Origin of the sequence: Rhodobacter sp., from assembly GCA_020637515.1 — a bacterium.
GTDB lineage: Bacteria > Pseudomonadota > Alphaproteobacteria > Rhodobacterales > Rhodobacteraceae > Pararhodobacter.
Map to the genome: position 1 here is coordinate 359,980 of JACKKG010000001.1, position 18,100 is coordinate 378,079.

The window sequence follows — 18,100 nt, forward strand, 5'->3', positions numbered from 1 at the left end:
CCTCGGGCCGCCGTTTCGCGTTTCAGGGCCCGCGCGCCCGCCCTTGCCGCAAAGGGTCAGCCGCGCCCCAGCCAGGGCATGTTGGTCGCCATGATGGACAGGAACGGAATGTTCGCGCCGGGCGGCAGGCTGGCCATGTGCAGCACCGCGTCGGCCACGTCCTCGACCCGCATCATCGGCTCGGCGCGAATCGAGCCGTCGGCCTGCGGCACCCCCTTGCCGATCTGCGCCGCCAGTTCGGTTTCGGCGTTGCCGATGTCGATCTGCCCCGCCGCGATGGCATAGGGGCGGCCGTCCAGCGCCAGCGTCTTTGTCAGGCCGGTGATCGCGTGTTTGGTGCCGGTATAGGCCACCGACCCGGGCCGGGGCGCGTGGGCCGAAACCGAGCCGTTGTTGATGATCCGCCCGCCCATCGGTTCCTGCCGGCGCATCTGGCGAAAGGCGGCGCGGGCACACAGGAACATGCCGGTCAGGTTCACATCGACCATCGCCTGCCAGTCCGCCAGGCTGAGGTCGTCGATCAGCGACCCTTTCAGCATCTTGCCGGCGTTGTTGAACAGCGCATCCACCCGCCCGAAGCGCGCGACGGTGGCGGCAAAGGCCGCGTCCACCTGGGCCTCGTCGGTGACGTCGCAAGCCAGCGGCAGGGCGTTGGGGTGCCCGTCGGCCAGCGCCTGCAAGGGCGCCAGGCGGCGGGCCAGCAGGGTGACGGTCCAGCCCGCGTCCAGAAAGCGCCGGGCGGTGACCTTGCCGATGCCCGCGCTGGCGCCGGTGATGACGATGACCGGCACCGTTCAGAACGCCTTGAAGGTCATGGTGGTCAAGGTGCGCGAGATGTCGGGCACGTCGAACAGGTTCTGCGCCAGGTAGTGGCCGACATCTTCGCCTTCGGGGATGTAGACCTTGGCGATGAGGTCCCATTCGCCCGACGTCGAAAAGAGTTCCGACACGATCTCGCGGTCATAGATGGCGGTGGCGACCTCGTAGGTCTTGCCGGGGGTGCAGCGGAACTGGACAAAGACGCAATGCATGGACGGGTCTCCTGGTTTCGGGGCGCAGGTTAGGCAGCGGCGCGGCGCCACGCAAGATCAGCCGAGCCTGTAGCTGGCAAGCGCGTCATAGGCCGGGCCCTCGGGGCGCAACGTGGACCGGTAGAGCACCATCTCCTCGGCCAGCCACAGGTCCGAGGTCACGGGTTCGACCGCCTGCATGGCGCGCGCCAGGGTGTCGGGCTGGGCCTCTCCCGCGCGGAACCGGCCCAGTGTGACATGGGGCACGAATTTGCGCGCCGGGACCGCGATGCCCATCGCGCGGGCGGCGCGAACGGTCTTCATCTGGATCGCGTTCAGCCGCGCGTCGCCGGCGATGCGGACATGCAGCGCCTCGGGCGTGTCACCGCCAAAGGTGCCCAACCCGTCCAGGCGCAACAGCGGCGGATAGAGCGCCAGCGCCGCGATCGCGTGGTGCAGATCCTCGAGCACGGACTCCGGCTGACGATCCAGAAAGACCAGCGTGATGTGAAAACCCGCAGGGTCCAGCGGTCGCGGCAGGGGCAACCGATGCTGCACCGCCGTCAACCGATGCAGGATCGATTCGGGCACGGGCAGGGCAAGAAAGGCGCGGATCATACCCGAGGCCTAGCGGCCGGGTTGCGCCAGATCAAGGTTTCATGCGGAGAATCGTGAAGACTGGCCCCGGATTGATCGAACCGAGGAGGTCCGCGATGATGATGGAACGCTTCATGAAACTGTTCCGGCGCAGCCGTGACCTGCACGACATCCGCGCCATGAGCGACCGGGATCTCGCCGATCTGGGCGTCACCCGCGCCCAGGCCGAGGCCCTGACCGCCCTGCCCGACGACGTGCCGGGACGGGTCGCCGCGATGGGGCGGGTGTTCGGGCTGTCCGAGGACACGCTCACCCGGCAGCGTGACCTCTGGAACGAGATGCTGCACAGCTGCCACCACTGCCAGGATCTGGCGACCTGCGAACGCACGATGGTGAACCGCATCACCGGCGAGATCCCCGAGGTCGGCTTCTGCCCGAACGCTGGCGCCTTTGCGGCGCTGTCGGATCGCTACGCCTCGGCGTAAGGCGCGGCCTGTTGCCGGGGCGTGACGGGGTATCGGGCGGGGCGGTGGGCCGGTGGGCCTGTCTCAACCCTCGTCTTGAAGTTCGAGAGCGAACGGGGCCGGCGCGCCGCCCAGATCGTCGATCCTGAGCGGGCCAGAGGGTCGGCCCAGCCGGTTGCGAACCACCCACAGCAGCCGGTGCTCGGCGCGGGTGATCGCCACATAGGCCAGACGTTTCCACAGCGGGATGCCGGCCTCGGTGCGGCCGGCGCGGGCGGCGGCGTATAGGTCGGGGGCAAAGACCTGGACCTCGGGCCACTGGCTGCCCTGCGCCTTGTGGATCGTCACCGCCGCGCCGTGCAGGAACGCCGCCCCCATATGCGCCGCGTAGGGGATGAAGGGCTCTTCCTCGCCCTCTTTCTCGATCTTGATGATGGACGCGGCCGAGACCTGCGGCTCTTCGGCGCCAAAGACATGCAGGCGCGAGAATCCGGGACGCTTGCCCGGCCCCAGGTAGACGCATTGCGCGCCCTTGATGAGACCCCGGGCCTCCAGGTCGATGCGGCGCTTGCGGTGCTTCAGCGGCAGTTCCAGCCCGTCGCAGATCAGGGGTTCGCCGGGCAGGAGCTCGGCCTCGGGGGCGGCGTGGGCGGCGCGAAAGGCGTGGATCAGCTTGATGCGCGTGGCGTTGCGCCAGACCAGCACCGGCGAACGCGCCATCAGGTCGCTTTCCACGCGCTGTGCCCAGACCACCCGGTCGTCACGCCGCGCGGCCTGTTCGATCATCCGTTCGAAGGCCTCGAATTCCAGCGCGGGGTCGGACAGGGCGTGCGCCAGATCGAGGATCGGGTTGTCCTGCGTCTGGCGGTGCACGCGGTGCAGCTCAAGTTTCTGGGCCGCGGGAAGGGTGTCGAAGACCATCTCGCCGGACTGCCCCACCGGGGCCAGCTGCGCGGGGTCCCCGAACAGCACCAGGGTCTGGAAGATTTCGGACAGGTCCTCCATCTGGCGGGCGTCGAGCATCGAGCTTTCGTCGATGAAGCCGATATCGAGCGGGTCTTCGCGCCGTTTCCAGCCCTTGATGAAATCGGACCCCCGCAGACCCGCCGCAGCCAGCGCGCCAGGGATCGATTTCACGGTGTCGTAGAACGCCTTGGCCCGGTCGAGGGCGGTATCGCCCAGGTCGGGCATATCGGGGCGCGGACCCGCGCCTTCCAGCCATTCGGCGATCTTTTCGTATTCGGGGTCGTAGACCGGGGTGTAGAGGATGCGGTGGATCGTCGTCGCCGGCACGCCGCGATTCCTGAGCACCGAGGCCGCCTTGTTGGTGGGCGCTAGGATGGCGAGGGTGCGGCGGTCCTTTCGGCGCTTGCCCTCGTAATCGCCGCTGACCGTATCGACCCCGGCCGCAACCAGGGCCTTGGTCAGTTCGGACAGAAGCATCGTCTTGCCCGAGCCAGCCTTGCCCAGAACCGCCAGCACGGCGCTGTCGCCGTCGGGGTCGGGCGGCGCGGTGGTTTCGTCGAGAATGTCGATCCCGGCTTTCGCCAGAAGGTCGGCCAGCCGGTCCCAGGCCGCCGCCTGGTCGTCGGAAAAGGTCAGGGAAAGGGCGGCATCGGTCATGCGCGCGACCATAGGGGAAGGGCGGGCCGGAGGGAAGCGGTGGCTCCCGCCCGTCGGGCGCAGGATCGAAAGATCCTGTCCCTCCCGTTGGGCCGGCCGGGGGGCGCTGCCCCCCGGACCCCCCGGGATATTTGGGGCACAAAGACGGGGCCTGGCCGGGGTGCGTGAAAAACCGGATTCCCCTTGTGCGACAGAGCGGCTATGACCGGGGGCATGAGCGACGACCTGCCCCCCGACGAGACGCCCGAGACCCCTCTGGCCGAACCCCTGCGCCGTGCGCTGGGGGAACGCTATCTGCAATACGCGCTGTCCACGATCATGCACCGGGCCTTGCCCGACGCGCGGGACGGGCTGAAGCCGGTGCACCGGCGCATTCTGTTCGCGATGCGCGAGTTGAAGCTGACCGCGACCGGGGGCTTTCGCAAGTCCGCCAAGATCAGCGGCGACGTGATGGGCAATTATCACCCGCACGGCGACGCCGCGATCTATGACGCGATGGCGCGTCTGGCGCAGGATTTCACCATCCGCTACCCGTTGGTCCACGGGCAGGGCAATTTCGGCAACATCGACGGCGACAATCCCGCCGCCAGCCGCTACACCGAGGCCCGTCTGACCGCCGCCGCCGAGGCGCTGCTGGAAGGGCTGGCCGAGAACGCGGTCGATTTCCGCCCCAATTACGACGGCACCCTGGACGAGCCGGTGGTGCTGCCGGCCGCGTTTCCGAACCTTCTGGCGAACGGATCGAGCGGCATCGCGGTCGGCATGGCCACCAACATCCCGCCGCACAATCTGGACGAGTTGGTCGCCGCCTGCCTGGCGCTGATCAAGACCCCGGCGCTGTCCGACGACGACCTGGTGGCGATGATACCGGGCCCCGATTTCCCGACCGGCGGCGTGATCGTCGAACCGCGCGAGAGCATTCTCGAGGCCTACCGCTCGGGCCGGGGCAGTTTCCGGCTGCGCGCCAAATGGGGGCGCGAGGACCTGCCGCGCGGCTCCTGGCAGGTGGTGGTGACCCAGATCCCCTATCAGGTGCCGAAATCCAAGCTGATCGAGAAGCTGGCCGAGGTGATCCAGACCAAGAAGGTCCCTTTGCTGGCCGATGTGCGCGACGAATCGGCGGACGACGTGCGCATCGTGCTGGAGCCGCGCTCGAAGAACGTGGACGCGGACCAGATGATGGGCATGTTGATGCGCGTCACCGATCTGGAAATCCGGTTCAGCCTGAACATGAACGTGCTGATCGACGGCCGCACGCCCAAGGTCTGCGGCCTGCGCGAGGTGCTGCGCGCCTTTCTGGACCACCGCCGCGCGGTCCTGCAACGGCGCAGCCAGCACCGGCTGGACAAGATCGACCATCGGCTCGAGGTGCTGGAAGGCTTCATCATCGCCTATCTGAACCTCGATCGGGTGATCGACATCATCCGCTATGACGAGGCGCCGCGCGACGCGCTGATGCGCGAGACCTGGGGTCGGACGTTCCCGCGCGCGATCTCGGAAAAGGATTATGTCGCCCCCGCGCCGGGTGACGGGGAACTGACCGAATTGCAGGCCGAGGCGATCCTCAACATGCGGCTGCGCAGCCTGCGCCGGCTCGAGGAACTGGAGCTGCGCAAGGAGCATGACGCGCTGTTGAAGGAACGCGCGGACCTGGACGACCTGCTGCAATCCGAATCGCGCCAGTGGAAACGCATTGGCGAGGAACTGGCCGCGGTGCGCGACCAGTTCGGCAAGGGCACCGAACTGGGCAAGCGCCGCACGACCTTTGCCGAGGCCGGCGAAGTCGAGGTCCTGGCGCCCGAGGCCATGATCGAGCGCGAGCCGATCACCGTCGTCTGTTCGAAGATGGGCTGGATCCGCGCCATGAAGGGCCATGTCGCGCTGGACAGCGAGTTCAAGTTCAAGGATGGCGACGAAGGCGCCTTTGCGCTGCACGCCGAGACCACCGACAAGATTGTGCTCTTCGGGTCGAACGGGCGGTTCTACACGTTGCTGGGCGCCAACCTGCCAGGCGGGCGCGGCATGGGCGAACCCCTGCGGCTGATGGTGGACCTGCCGCAAGAGGCGCAGATCGTCGATCTGTTCCTGCACCAGCCCGGTGCGCGCATGATCGTGGCCTCGTCGGACGGGGACGGATTCATCCTGCCCGCCGACGAGATGCTGGCCCAGACGCGCGCGGGCAAGCAGGTGCTGAACTTGCGCGACGGCGCGCGCGCACTGATCTGCAAGCCGGTCGCGGGGGATCACGTCGCCGTGGTGGGCGAAAACCGCAAGATGCTTGTCTTTGCGCTGGACGAATTGCCCGAGATGGCGCGCGGCAAGGGCGTGCGGCTGCAAAAGTTCAAGGACGGCGGCCTCAGCGACCTGACAACGCTGACCCTGGCCGACGGTCTGTCGTGGAAGGACCCCGCCGGCCGCACCCGGCACGAGGGCGACCTGGGCGAATGGCTGAGCAAACGCGCGGGAACGGGCCGCATGGCGCCGCGCGGGTTCCCGCGCGACAACCGCTTCGGCTGACACCCGCCCTTCCCCCGGCGTTGCCATGTCGGGGGAATCCCGTTAAGCCTTGGCCAAAGCCGACGGGATTCCAGCCATGCCGCACGCCACCTCGTTTCTGAAACCGGCCGCCCTTCTGGCGCTTGGCCTTCTGGCCTCGGCCTGTTCGCGCAACGGCGCCGAACTGGGGGAAATGCGGCCCGAACTGGGCGACTTCCGGCTGTGCTACAACATCGTCACGACGAATGACGCCGTGAAGGGCCCGCTCTCGCGCGAGGCTGACCTCGATGTCTTCGCCGATCACCTGCGCGACGAGATCGACCGCCGCTTCGGACGCTACGAAGGCGACCGGCTGTATCACATCGCGATGCATATCGACGCCTATGTCCTGGCGGTGCCGGGCGTTCCGCTGGTCGCCTCGCCGCGTTCGGCGCTGATCACCTCGGTCGATGTCTGGGACGATCGCCTGGGCCGGGCCCTGAACGAGGAACACGAACAGATGACCGTGCTGGAAAGCGCGGGCGCGTCGGGCATCATCGGTTCGGGGCTGACGCAAAGCGCGGATGAGCAGATGCAGCAACTGTCGCGCAACGCGGCCCTCAGGATCGAGGACTGGATGGCTGAACACCCCGAATGGTTCGACCACCCCGAAGACGCCGCCGACACCGAAACCGCCGCCGCGGACGAGACCGCGCCGAGCCCGTCCGGCAATGCGCCCGCGGGCGCCCGGGCCGCCAATGGCGACGGCGCGCCCAGCTGCGGGCGGCGCTGATCCGGACCGGGCGCGCACCCGTCGCCCGCACTGGCGGCGGCCCTTGGCGAAAAGGACGGAAACTGTCCGTGCCCCGCGCCAATGCGCTTGATTTTTCCCGATTCCGCCTATAAGTCGCGCGCGACGCGGCTCGCCGAAGTGCGGGGTTCTTCCCGCCGCGATCGACAACCGGGAAGGCGGGTTTCCCCCCGCCGCGCCGACCAAGACTTGAGGAGAAGCCATCATGGCGAAGGCAAAGTTTGAACGGACGAAACCGCACGTCAACATCGGGACGATCGGTCACGTTGACCACGGCAAGACGACGCTGACGGCGGCGATCACGAAATACTTCGGCGACTTCAAGGCGTATGACCAGATCGACGGCGCGCCGGAAGAAAAGGCGCGCGGGATCACGATCTCGACGGCGCATGTGGAATACGAGACCGAAGCGCGTCACTACGCGCACGTCGACTGCCCCGGCCACGCGGACTATGTGAAGAACATGATCACGGGCGCGGCGCAGATGGACGGCGCGATCCTGGTGTGCGCGGCCTCGGACGGCCCGATGCCGCAAACGCGCGAGCACATCCTGCTGGGCCGCCAGGTGGGCATCCCCTACATGGTCGTCTACATGAACAAGGTCGATCTGGTTGACGACGAAGAGCTGATCGAACTGGTTGAGATGGAGCTGCGCGAGCTGCTGTCGTCCTACGAGTATCCGGGCGACGACATTCCGATCGTCAAGGGCTCGGCCTATCAGGCGATGATCGGCGAGATGAAGGAAATCGGCGAGGATTCGATCCGCGCGCTGATGGCCGCGGTTGACGAATACATCCCGACGCCGGCGCGCGCCGTTGACCAGCCGTTCCTGATGCCGATCGAGGACGTGTTCTCGATCTCGGGCCGCGGCACGGTGGTGACCGGCCGTGTCGAGCGTGGCGTGATCAACGTCGGCGACGAAGTCGAGATCATCGGCATCCGCGCGACGAAGAAATCGACCTGCACGGGCGTCGAGATGTTCCGCAAGCTGCTGGACCGCGGGGAAGCGGGCGACAACATCGGCGCGCTGCTGCGCGGCGTGGATCGTGACGGTGTCGAGCGTGGCCAGGTTCTGGCGAAGCCGGGTTCGGTGACGCCGCACACCCAGTTCGAGGCCGAGGCCTACATCCTGACCAAGGAAGAAGGCGGCCGCCACACGCCGTTCTTCGGCAACTACCGCCCGCAGTTCTACTTCCGCACGACGGACGTGACCGGCACGGTGAAGCTGCCCGAAGGCACGGAAATGGTGATGCCGGGCGACAACCTGAAGTTCGAGGTCGAGCTGATCGCCCCGATCGCGATGGAAGAGAAGCTGCGCTTCGCCATCCGCGAAGGCGGCCGCACCGTCGGCGCCGGCGTCGTCTCGAAAATCCTGAAGTAACGCGGAAACCACAGGATGGGCGACAAAGCCCATCCTGTCACGGGCGCGCCGGCATTGCGCTGGCGCGCCTTTGCTTTTTGCCCGGGCCCCGCTAGACTGCCCGGCGACAGGAGATCGCCGCCATGGACCAGACCGCCACCTGAACCCGCCCTTCGGTTTCAAGGAAAAGGACTGTCCATGCCGGATTTCCAACCGGGCCCTTCGGCCCTGCCCCCGCCCCTGACCCGCCACCCCATCGTGCTGCCGGACGGCACCGCACTGCCGGGGACGGTGTTCCTGCACGCCGTGATCGACCACCCGAACATCAGCGTCGGGGACTATGCCTATGCGTCGGACTTTGGCCAGGTCACCGACTGGGCCGCGCATCTGGCCCCCTATCTCTACCCGGGTGCGCCTGAGCACCTGCGGATCGGCCGCTTTGCCCAGATTGCCCATGGCGTGCGGTTCATCACCAGTTCCGCCAATCACCCCCTGGGCGGCCTGAGCGCCTATCCGTTCCGCATTTACGACATGGCAACAACCGGCCCCTATCTTGCCGAGGCCGCGACCCATGGCGACACTGTCGTCGGCCCCGACGTCTGGCTGGGGTTCGAGGCCCGCGTGCTGCCCGGTGTCACCATCGGGGCCGGTGCGATCGTTGCCGCCTGCGCGGTGGTCACCCGCGATGTGCCGCCCTATGCGGTCGTCGCCGGCAATCCGGCGCGTGTCGTCAAGCACCGCTTTCCGCCCGGCGATATCGCGCGGCTGCTGCGGCTGGCCTGGTGGGACTGGCCGGTCGCCCGGATCCTGGCCGCCCTGCCCGCGATCGAAGGGGCCGACCTGGCAGCGCTGGAAAGGCTGCGACCCGCGGACTGAGACGCGCCGCGCCGCGTTGCCTCGGGGGCCGTTAACCTTTTCCTAACGGGTTAACGACGAAGATCGCGGCAAACGGGGGACGGGAATGCTGGCACGCGCGCGCACGGTCGCCTTCGACGGAATCGAGGCCCGTCTGGTCGAGGCACAATGCGTCCTGACCCCGGGCCTGCCGTCCTTTCAACTGGTCGGCCTGCCCGACAAGGCGGTCAGCGAGGCGCGCGAACGGGTCCGCGCCGCGCTTTCGACCCTGTCCATCGGACTGCCGCCCAAACGGATCACCGTCAACCTGTCGCCCGCCGACCTGCCCAAGGAAGGCTCGCATTTCGATCTGCCCATCGCCCTGTCGCTGCTGGCTGCCCTCGGCATCATCCCGGCCGAGGATCTGGCGAATTGCGTGTCGATGGGCGAGCTTTCGCTCGACGGGACGCTGGTGCCGGTGGTGGGCGCCCTGCCCGCCGCGATGACCGCCGCGGCCGAGGACTGCGCCCTGTTGTGCCCCAGCGCCTGCGGCGCCGAAGCCGCCTGGGTCGGCGCGGCCCGGGTCCACGCGCCGGCCAGCCTGACCGAGGCAATCCACCACTTTACCGGCAAGGCCCCGCTGCCCCGCGCCACCCCCGGCGAGGTCATGCCCGACCCGACGTCGCGCGACATGCGCGACGTCAAGGGACAGGAACGCGCCAAGCGGGCGCTGGAAATCGCCGCCGCCGGCCGCCATCACCTGATGATGGTGGGCTCGCCCGGCTCGGGCAAATCCATGCTGGCGGCGCGGATGCCCGGCATCCTGCCGCCTCTCAGCCCCGCAGAGGCGCTTGAAACCTCGATGATTCATTCGCTGGCCGGGCTGCTGGACGAGGGGGGGATCTCGCGGAGCCGCCCGTTCCGTGAACCCCATCACACCGCCTCGGTTGCGGCGATCGTCGGGGGCGGGCGCAACGCCAGGCCAGGCGAGATCAGCCTGGCGCACAACGGCGTTCTGTTCCTGGACGAATTCCCCGAATTCCCGCGCACCGTCCTGGAAACGCTGCGCCAGCCCATCGAAACCGGCGAGGTGATCGTCGCCCGCGCCAACGCGCACACCCGCTATCCCTGCCGGTTTCTGCTGGTTGCCGCGGCCAACCCCTGCCGCTGCGGCTATCTGGCCGAACCCGCGCGGGCCTGCAACCGGGCGCCGGCCTGCGGCGAGGAGTATCTCGGCCGCATCTCGGGGCCGTTGATGGACCGTTTCGACCTCAGGCTCGAGGTGCCGCCTGTGGCCTGGTCGGACCTGGACCTGCCCGCCACCGGCGACAGGTCCGCCACCATCGCTGCCCGCGTGGCGCAGGCGCGCGCCCGGCAAGAGGCCCGCTTTGCCGACCACCCGGGCGTGCGCGTCAACGCGGATGCCGAAGGGGCCGTGCTCGAAGCGGTCGCCACCCCGGACGCCGAAGGGCGCGCGCTGCTGGCACGGGTCGCGGACCGGTTCGGTCTGACCGCGCGGGGCTATCACCGGGTCCTGCGCGTGGCGCGCACCATCGCCGATCTGGACGCCAGCGCCGAGGTGCGCCTGCCGCATGTCGCCGAGGCGGTCAGCTTTCGTCTGACGCAGCCGGCAGGCAGCCCAGAATGAAACGGCCGGTCTGATCCAGCGTCGCGCGGGCCTCGGGCAGCCAGTTGTGCAGGATCGGCCAGGCGTGCGGCAGGTCGCCCGCGATGCGGATTTCGGCATGGGGCAACCGCCCGCGCATCCGCAGCGCATCGTCGCGCAGAATCTCGGTCTCGGCGGCGTGGATCATGACCGGCGGCGCCCCCGGAAAGGCCGCATGCAGCGGCGACAAACGGGGGTCGTCGGCGTCGCCCGGGCGCGCGCCGCCCAGAATTTCGGTGCGCACGGCGGTCAGTCGGTGCGCGGGCAGCAACTGGTCGCGCGAGGCATTGGTCACCAGCGAGGCCCCGGAGAACGTCAGATCGGTCCAGGGCGAGAACGCGAACACCCCCGCCGGCGGCGTCCCCGCGCGGCACAATTGGCTGAGCAGCGCCAGGGCCAGCCCGCCGCCCGCCGAATCGCCCCCCAGCAAGATCCGGTTCGCCGCGTAGCCCTGCGCCAGCAACCCCTGCCAGGCCGCCAGTGCATCGTCGAACGCCGCGGGAAACGGGTGCTCGGGCGCCAGCCGGTAGTCGGGCAGAAAGGCGCGCAGCCCGGTGCGGCGCGCGATTTCGGCCAGCATGGGCGCGTGACTGCGCGAGGACCCCAGGATATAGGCCCCGCCGTGGAAATACAGGATGGCCCCTTCAACGTGGGGACGGTTCGACACCCACAGGCCCGGGACGCCACCCACCGAACCCTGCTGCATCAGGCTTAACGGTGGGGGCCGGAACAGCCGCCGCGCATTGAGATCGAAATGCGCGCGCGCGGCCTCGGGCGTGCGTTCACGGGCCAGCGACGGGCGCATGACGTGGCGCGAGAACCAGCGCAGGGCTTCGGCTTGCCAGGTCATTCGCGTGCGCGCTTTGCCTCGATCGCCTCCCAGATCCGGGCGGCGACGTTGATGCCGTCGAACCGCTCGAGTTCCTGGATGCCGGTGGGCGAGGTCAGGTTGATTTCGGTCAGCCAGTCGCCGATCACGTCGATGCCGACAAAGATCTGGCCGCGCTCGCGCAGCAAGGGGCCGATGGCGGCGCAGATCTCGCGGTCGCGCTGGGTCAGGCCGATTTTCTCGGGGCGCCCGCCGACATGCATGTTCGAGCGCGTCTCTCCGGCAGCCGGAACCCGGTTGATCGCGCCGACCGGCTCGCCGTTCACCAGGATCACGCGCTTGTCGCCCTGGGACACGGCGGGCAGGAATTTCTGCACGATCATCGGCTCGCGCGAGAAGCTGGTGAACATTTCATGCAACGAGGACAGGTTGCGGTCGCCCGCGTCCAACCGGAACACCCCGGCGCCACCGTTTCCATAGAGCGGCTTCAGGATGATGTCGCCGTGGCGATGCTTGAAGTCGCGGATCTCGTCCAGGCTGCGGGCGATCATCGTCGGCGGCGTCAGGTCGGGGAATTGCAGGACCAGCAATTTCTCAGGGTAGTTGCGCACCCAAAACGGATCGTTCACCACCAGCGTGGTGTCGCGGATCAGGTCCAGCAGGTGCGTCGTGGTGATATAGGCCATGTCGAAGGGCGGGTCCTGGCGCAGCCAGACCACATCCATCCCGGCGAGGTCCACGCGTTCCTCGGGACCCAGATGGGCGTGGTCGCCCTGAACGCGCTGAACCTGCAACGGATGGGCCCGGGCCACCACGCGCCCCTGGTCGAAGGTCAGCTTGTCGGGGGTATAGACCCACAGCGCGTGGCCGCGCGCCTGGGCTTCCTCGGCCAGGCGGAAACTCGAATCGGCGTTGATGTTCACGCCCTGGATCGGGTCCATCTGGAAAGCGATACGCAGCGCCATGATACCTCCTGCCGGTCATCGGGGCGATGTGCCCCAGCCGATAGATGGCCCAGACAGAGCAAAGTTTCAACGCCTTGCAGGTCCCGCACGCTCAACCGATGAGCGCATTCTCGACGATGTGAATCCGTCCGACCGCATCCACCAGCGCGACATCGAAGCGCGCGTCGCCGGGGGCGCCGGCGGGCGCCTGCCCCAGGTATTCGGCCGCGGCGTCCCGCAACCTGAGGATCTGGCGCGCCGACAGTCGTTCCGCGGCACGGGCGTGGCTGCGGCTTTTCTTGACCTCGACAAAAACAAAGCCGTCGCCCCCTTGCAGCACCAGGTCTATTTCGCCGCCCGCACCCCGCCAGCGACGGGCGGCCAGGACATAGCCCCGGCGCAGATAGTCGCGCGCGACCTGACCTTCGGCCGACAGGCCGGCGTGATAGGACAGCGATCCGGTCATTCCCCCTCCTTCGACAGCGCGAGCGCGCGTTGATAGACCTGACGGCGCGGCAGCCCCGTGGCCGCCGTCACACGGTCCACGGCTTCGCGCAGCGAGCTTTCGTCCAGCGCCGCCACCAGGGCGCTGTCCAGATCGGCGGCCGGATCGCCCCGGTCGGTGGCGCGCCCGACCAGCAGCACGATCTCGCCCTTCAGGTCGCGCCCCTCGATGGCGGCGGCGACGTCATCCAGCGTGCCGCGAATCACCTCCTCGAACCGTTTGGTCAGTTCGCGGCACAGCGCGCCGTCGCGTGACCCGCCCCAAGCCTCGCGCAGTTCCGTTAACAGGCGGTGAATGCGTTTGGGCGATTCATACAAGACCAGGGTCGCCGGGATCGGTGCCAGTTCCGCCAGCCAGGCCTTGCGCGCGGCGCCCTGTGCGGGCGGGAAGCCGGCAAAGCAGAAGCGGTCGGTCGGCAGCCCCCCGACCGCCAGCGCCGTCAGCACCGCCGAGGCCCCGGGCGCGGCCAGCACGCTGTGCCCCGCGGCGATGGCGGCACGGGCCAGTTGGAAACCGGGATCGGCAACCAACGGCGTCCCGGCTTCGGACGCATAGGCGATCGACTTGCCCTCGGCCAGCAGAGCTATCAACCGGGGCCGCACCTGCGCGCCGTTGTGGTCGTGATAGGCGATCAGCGGCCGCCCCTTGAGCGGCACGCCGTGGATCTCCATCAGGCGGCGCAGGCTGCGGGTGTCCTCGGCCGCCAGCACATCGGCGCCGGCCAACAGATCCAGCCCGCGCAGCGTGATGTCACGCGCCGCGCCGATCGGGGTTGAGACCAGATGCAACCCCGGCGGCACCCGGCCGCGCGCGGGGCCGTAGCCCGCCCCCGCATGATCATCTTCCTGCCCATCGCTCATGTCTGCCCCGTTACATGCGTTTACTTCATCTTGTGCGTTCAATACTGTGTCGCGCGGCGCAAGCCGCCGCAACCCGCCCTTGACACACCGAGGAATTCGATGCGCGCCAAACCCCTCCGCACCCCTGCCGCCGCCCTGACCCGCCGCAGCATTCTGGCCGGTGGCAGCCTGCTGGCGCTGAGCGCCTGCATGCCCTCGGGCTTTGGCACGGGCGCGCCCCGGGTGGACACCAACGCGCCCGTTCCGGTGGCGCTGCTGGTTCCGGCGGGCTCGTCGAACGAGGGCAACACGATCCTGGCGACCTCGCTCGAAAACGCCGCGCGGCTGGCGGTGGCGGATCTGTCGGGCGTGCAGATCGACCTGCGCGTCTATTCGACCCAGGGCGACCCGGCGGTCGCCGCGCAGGTGGCGCGACAGGCCGCGGACGAGGGCGCGCGCATCATCCTGGGCCCGGTCCATGGCGCCGAGGCCACGGCCGTCGGCACCGCCGTGGCCCCCGACGGATTGAACGTGCTGGCCTTTTCCAACAACCCGGCAATCGCGGGCAACAATGTCTTCGTGCTGGGCCTGACCCCCGACAACGCCGCGCGCCGGGTGTTCACCTATGCCGCCGAACACGGCAAGCCGCGCACCATGGTCATCGGCGAGCGCACGACCGCGGGCGAGTTGATGCTGGCCGCCGTCAACCGCGCCGTGGCGGGCACCGGGGCCGAGATCGTCGCGACCGAGACCTACGACTTCTCGCAGCAGGGAATCGTCGCCGCGCTGCCGCGCCTGGCCTCGACCGCGCGGTCCTCGGGGGCGCAGGCGATCCTGTTCACCGCCGACAGCGCCGGCGCGCTGCCGGTTCTGGCGCAGTTGCTGCCCGACAACCGCATCGCCGGGCCGCAGTTCCAGTTCATGGGTGTGACGCAGTGGAACGTGCCCCCCGCGACGCTGCAACTGCGCGGCCTGCAAGAGGGGTGGTTCGCCATGCCCGACCCCGCGCTGACCGGCCAGTTCGAGCAACGCTACACCGCCGCCTATGGCAGCGGTCCGCATCCGATCGCGGGGCTGGCCTATGACGGGATCGCCGCGATCGGTGCGCTGCTGGGCACCGGCTCGGCGCAGGCCCTGTCGCGCGACTCGCTGACCCAGAGCTCGGGCTTTGTCGGGGTGAACGGCGTGTTCCGCCTGCTGGCCGACGGCACGAACCAGCGCGGCCTGGCGCTGGCCACGATCCGCGACAACGCGGTGGTGATCCTGGACCCGGCGCCGCGCAGTTTTGCCGGCATGGGGGCGTAAGGGTTTCATCGTGGCGCAAACCGCTTCCACCCCGTCGCCCGTTGCCGCCGACGGACTCTACGCCCTGCCGCCCGCCCCGACCGAGGACGAACCCCTGATCTGCGAGCCGGACGCGATCTGCGATCTGGCGGCGCTGGATCGCACCCTGGCCGAGGGGCTGTCCGGGCAGAGCGACCCGCGCGAGATTCGCGCCTTTGCGGTCCGCACGCTGGTCGAGGTCCTGCGCCATGGCAACGAGGTGCTGAAAGCGGCCCTCGTCGCCGCGCCGCGCGACGCGCGGGCCTTTGTGCGCTCGCAGACCTGGCTGACCGACACGGTGGTGACCTGCGCCTTGCAAGTGGCGCAGCGGCACCTGCACCCGAACGGCGCCCCGACCCTGGGCGAGCGCATGGCGGTCATGGCCGTGGGCGGCTATGGCCGGGCCGAGATGGCGCCGCATTCCGACGTCGATCTGCTGTTCCTGACCCCGCACAAGATCACCGGCTGGGCCGAAAGCGTGATCGAATCCACGCTGTATATCCTGTGGGACCTGAAGCTGAAAATCGGTCACTCCTCGCGGTCGATCGACGATTGCATCCGGCTGGGGCAGGAAGATTACACGATCCGCACCGCGCTGCTGGAAATGCGCCTGCTGACCGGCAACGCCCCGCTGGCGCATGAGCTGCGCGACCGTCTGTGGAAAGAGTTGTTCAAGGGCACCCAGGCCGAGTTCGTCGAAGCCAAGCTGGCCGAACGCGCGGACCGCCACCAGAAGCAGGGCGGCCAGCGCTACATGCTGGAGCCCAATGTAAAAGAGGGCAAGGGCGGGCTCAGGGACCTGCAAACCCTCTACTGGATCGCCAAATACATCTACCGCGTGAACAAGGCTGCCGAACTGGTCGGGCATCAATTCTTCACCGAGGACGAATACCAGAGCTTCCGCGCCGCCGAGACGTTCCTGTGGGCGGTGCGCTGCCACCTGCACCACATCACCGGCCGCCCGGTCGATACGCTGACCTTCGACCTGCAACCCGAGGTCGCCGAGCGGATGCGCTATGTGGACCACGGCGGGCGCCGCGCGGTCGAGCATTTCATGCAGGATTATTTCCGCCACGCCACCCAGGTGGGCGAGTTGACGCGCATCTTCCTGACCGGGCTCGAGGCGCGGCATGTGAAACGGGCGCCCGGTCTGCTGCGGCTGCTCAGGCGGCGCAAGACGGTAAAATCCGGCTACCGCGTGGATCTGAACCGGCTGAACCTGACCGACCCCCAGGATTTCCTGAAAAACCCGTTGAACCTGCTCAGGATTTTCGAGGAAGCCCTGCGCACCGGCCTGCTGATCCACCCCGACGCGATGCGCCTGATCGCCGCGAACCTGAACCTGATCGACAGCGACGTGCGCGAGAACCCCGAAGCGGTGCGCATCTTCGTGGACTTGCTGCTGAAGCACGGAAACCCCGAACGCGCGCTCAGGCGGATGAACGAACTGGGGGTCCTGTCGGCCTTTCTGCCCGAATTCGAACCCATCGTCGCGATGATGCAGTTCAACGTCTACCACCACTATACGGTGGACGAACACATCATCCAGTGCATCAGCACCCTGGCCCAGATCGAGCGCAAGGAACTGGTCGAGGAACTGCCGATCTCGTCCAAGATCCTGGACGCCGGCGTCAATCGCAAGGTGCTCTATATCGCGCTGTTGCTGCACGACATCGGCAAGGGCCGGCCTGAGGACCACTCGATCCTGGGCGCGCAGATCGCCCGGCGGGTGACCCCCCGGCTGGGGCTGAACGCCGAAGACTGCGAAACCGTGGAATGGCTGGTGCGCCACCACCTGCTGATGTCCGACGTGGCGCAGAAACGCGACCTGGGCGACCCGCGCACGGTGCGCGACTTTGCCAAGGCGGTGAAAACCAAGAAGCGGCTGGATCTGCTGACGGTGCTGACCGTCTGCGACATTCGCGGCGTCGGCCCCGGGACATGGAACAACTGGAAGGCCATGCTGCTGCGGCAGCTTCACGCGCTGACCACCGACGCGCTCGAGGGCGGCGCCGAGGCCCTGAACCGCTCCAACCGCGAGGACGAGGCCAAGCGCGCCCTGCGCGAGGCGCTGGCCGACTGGCCGCGCGCGGACCTGCGCACCGAGACCGCGCGCCACTACGGCCCCTATTGGCAGGGTCTGGCGACCGAGGCGCATATCGTCTTTGCCAATCTTCTGCGCGGGCTGGGCGACAACGAGATCCGCATCGACCTGCACCCTGACGAGGGGCGCGACGCCACCCGGGCCTGTTTCGCGCTGGCCGATCACCCGGGGATCTTTTCGCGGTTGGCGGGGGCGCTGGCGCTGGTCGGGGCGAACATCGTCGATGCGCGCACCTATACGTCGAAAGACGGCTATGCGACGGCGATCTTCTGGGTGCAGGACGCCGAGGGGCACCCCTATGAACAGGACCGCCTGCCGCGCCTGCGCAAGATGATCGAACGCACCTTTGCCGGCGAGGTGGTGGCGGCGCAGGCGCTGAAGGACAAGGACAAGGTCAAGAAACGCGAACGCCAGTTCCGCGTGCCGACCAACATCGCCTTCGATAACGACGGGTCGGACATCTACACCATCATCGAGGTGGACAGCCGCGACCGGCCCGGTCTGCTTTATGACCTCACCCGCACGCTGGCGGCGAACAACATCTACATCGCCTCGGCCGTGATCGCGACCTATGGGGTGCAGGTCGTGGACAGCTTTTACGTCAAGGACATGTTCGGGCTGAAGCTGCACGCGAAGTCCCGGCAAGAGGCCCTGGAGAAAAAGCTGCGCGCGGCGATCGAGGCCGGCGCGCAGCGGGCGGCGCAAGGATGAGGCGC

General features: G+C 68.3%; 16 protein-coding genes. 8 read left to right on the forward strand and 8 right to left on the reverse strand.

Going from position 1 to position 18,100, the window contains the following annotated elements:
• Positions 1-56 precede the first annotated feature (56 nt).
• Genes H6900_01785 through thpR form a run of 3 tightly spaced genes read right to left on the reverse strand, consistent with a single transcriptional unit; the run spans position 57 to position 1,628 of the window.
• The gene (locus tag H6900_01785) at positions 57-791 is read right to left on the reverse strand and encodes an SDR family oxidoreductase (GenBank protein MCC0071998.1); all 735 of its coding nucleotides are present in this window, start codon (positions 789-791) and stop codon (positions 57-59) included.
• Between the two features lie 3 nt (positions 792-794).
• Entirely contained in the window at positions 795-1,031 is a 237-nt protein-coding gene (locus H6900_01790) for an Lrp/AsnC ligand binding domain-containing protein (GenBank protein ID MCC0071999.1), read from the reverse strand.
• 57 nt (positions 1,032-1,088) lie between these two features.
• The gene (gene thpR / locus H6900_01795; protein ID MCC0072000.1) at positions 1,089-1,628 is read right to left on the reverse strand and encodes an RNA 2',3'-cyclic phosphodiesterase; all 540 of its coding nucleotides are present in this window, start codon (positions 1,626-1,628) and stop codon (positions 1,089-1,091) included.
• Positions 1,629-1,723: 95 nt separating this feature from the next.
• On the opposite strand from thpR, the gene H6900_01800 reads away from it, so the two are divergent.
• Entirely contained in the window at positions 1,724-2,092 is a 369-nt protein-coding gene (locus H6900_01800) for a DUF1127 domain-containing protein (GenBank protein MCC0072001.1), read from the forward strand.
• A 63-nt stretch (positions 2,093-2,155) separates the two neighbouring features.
• On the opposite strand, the gene H6900_01805 is transcribed toward H6900_01800, so the two are convergent.
• Positions 2,156-3,694, reverse strand: coding sequence for an AAA family ATPase (locus H6900_01805; protein ID MCC0072002.1), 1,539 nt, complete (start codon positions 3,692-3,694; stop codon positions 2,156-2,158).
• 213 nt (positions 3,695-3,907) lie between these two features.
• Here H6900_01805 and H6900_01810 point away from each other — a divergent pair, with 213 nt between their 5' ends.
• From H6900_01810 to H6900_01830, 5 genes are all read left to right on the forward strand, one after another.
• Entirely contained in the window at positions 3,908-6,211 is a 2,304-nt protein-coding gene (locus tag H6900_01810; GenBank protein MCC0072003.1) for a DNA topoisomerase IV subunit A, read from the forward strand.
• Positions 6,212-6,287: 76 nt separating this feature from the next.
• Positions 6,288-6,962: a hypothetical protein gene (locus H6900_01815; protein MCC0072004.1), complete on the forward strand. Its 675-nt coding sequence runs from the start codon at positions 6,288-6,290 to the stop codon at positions 6,960-6,962.
• Between the two features lie 223 nt (positions 6,963-7,185).
• A complete protein-coding gene (gene tuf, locus H6900_01820) occupies positions 7,186-8,361 on the forward strand; it encodes an elongation factor Tu (GenBank protein ID MCC0072005.1) in 1,176 nt (391 codons plus the stop codon).
• Positions 8,362-8,538: 177 nt separating this feature from the next.
• On the forward strand, positions 8,539-9,216 hold the full coding sequence (locus H6900_01825; protein ID MCC0072006.1) for a CatB-related O-acetyltransferase: 678 nt from the start codon (positions 8,539-8,541) through the stop codon (positions 9,214-9,216).
• An 85-nt stretch (positions 9,217-9,301) separates the two neighbouring features.
• The gene (locus tag H6900_01830) at positions 9,302-10,822 is read left to right on the forward strand and encodes a YifB family Mg chelatase-like AAA ATPase (protein MCC0072007.1); all 1,521 of its coding nucleotides are present in this window, start codon (positions 9,302-9,304) and stop codon (positions 10,820-10,822) included.
• Here the strand turns inward: H6900_01830 and H6900_01835 are convergent.
• The 4 genes from H6900_01835 to rsmI form a co-directional block, all read right to left on the reverse strand.
• Positions 10,782-11,690 carry an alpha/beta hydrolase gene (locus H6900_01835; protein MCC0072008.1) on the reverse strand — a complete coding sequence of 303 codons (909 nt, stop codon included), beginning with the start codon at positions 11,688-11,690 and terminating at the stop codon, positions 10,782-10,784. The genes H6900_01830 and H6900_01835 overlap by 41 nt on opposite strands.
• A complete protein-coding gene (gene gshB, locus H6900_01840; protein ID MCC0072009.1) occupies positions 11,687-12,628 on the reverse strand; it encodes a glutathione synthase in 942 nt (313 codons plus the stop codon). Before gshB ends, H6900_01835 begins: the two co-directional genes overlap by 4 nt.
• A gap of 97 nt (positions 12,629-12,725) precedes the next feature.
• Positions 12,726-13,079: a YraN family protein gene (locus H6900_01845; protein ID MCC0072010.1), complete on the reverse strand. Its 354-nt coding sequence runs from the start codon at positions 13,077-13,079 to the stop codon at positions 12,726-12,728.
• The gene (rsmI, locus tag H6900_01850; GenBank protein ID MCC0072011.1) at positions 13,076-13,978 is read right to left on the reverse strand and encodes a 16S rRNA (cytidine(1402)-2'-O)-methyltransferase; all 903 of its coding nucleotides are present in this window, start codon (positions 13,976-13,978) and stop codon (positions 13,076-13,078) included. The genes H6900_01845 and rsmI overlap by 4 nt, the downstream gene beginning before the upstream one ends.
• 99 nt (positions 13,979-14,077) lie before the next feature.
• Here rsmI and H6900_01855 point away from each other — a divergent pair, with 99 nt between their 5' ends.
• A complete protein-coding gene (locus H6900_01855; protein ID MCC0072012.1) occupies positions 14,078-15,262 on the forward strand; it encodes a penicillin-binding protein activator in 1,185 nt (394 codons plus the stop codon).
• A gap of 64 nt (positions 15,263-15,326) precedes the next feature.
• Entirely contained in the window at positions 15,327-18,095 is a 2,769-nt protein-coding gene (locus tag H6900_01860; protein MCC0072013.1) for a [protein-PII] uridylyltransferase, read from the forward strand.
• Positions 18,096-18,100 lie beyond the last annotated feature (5 nt).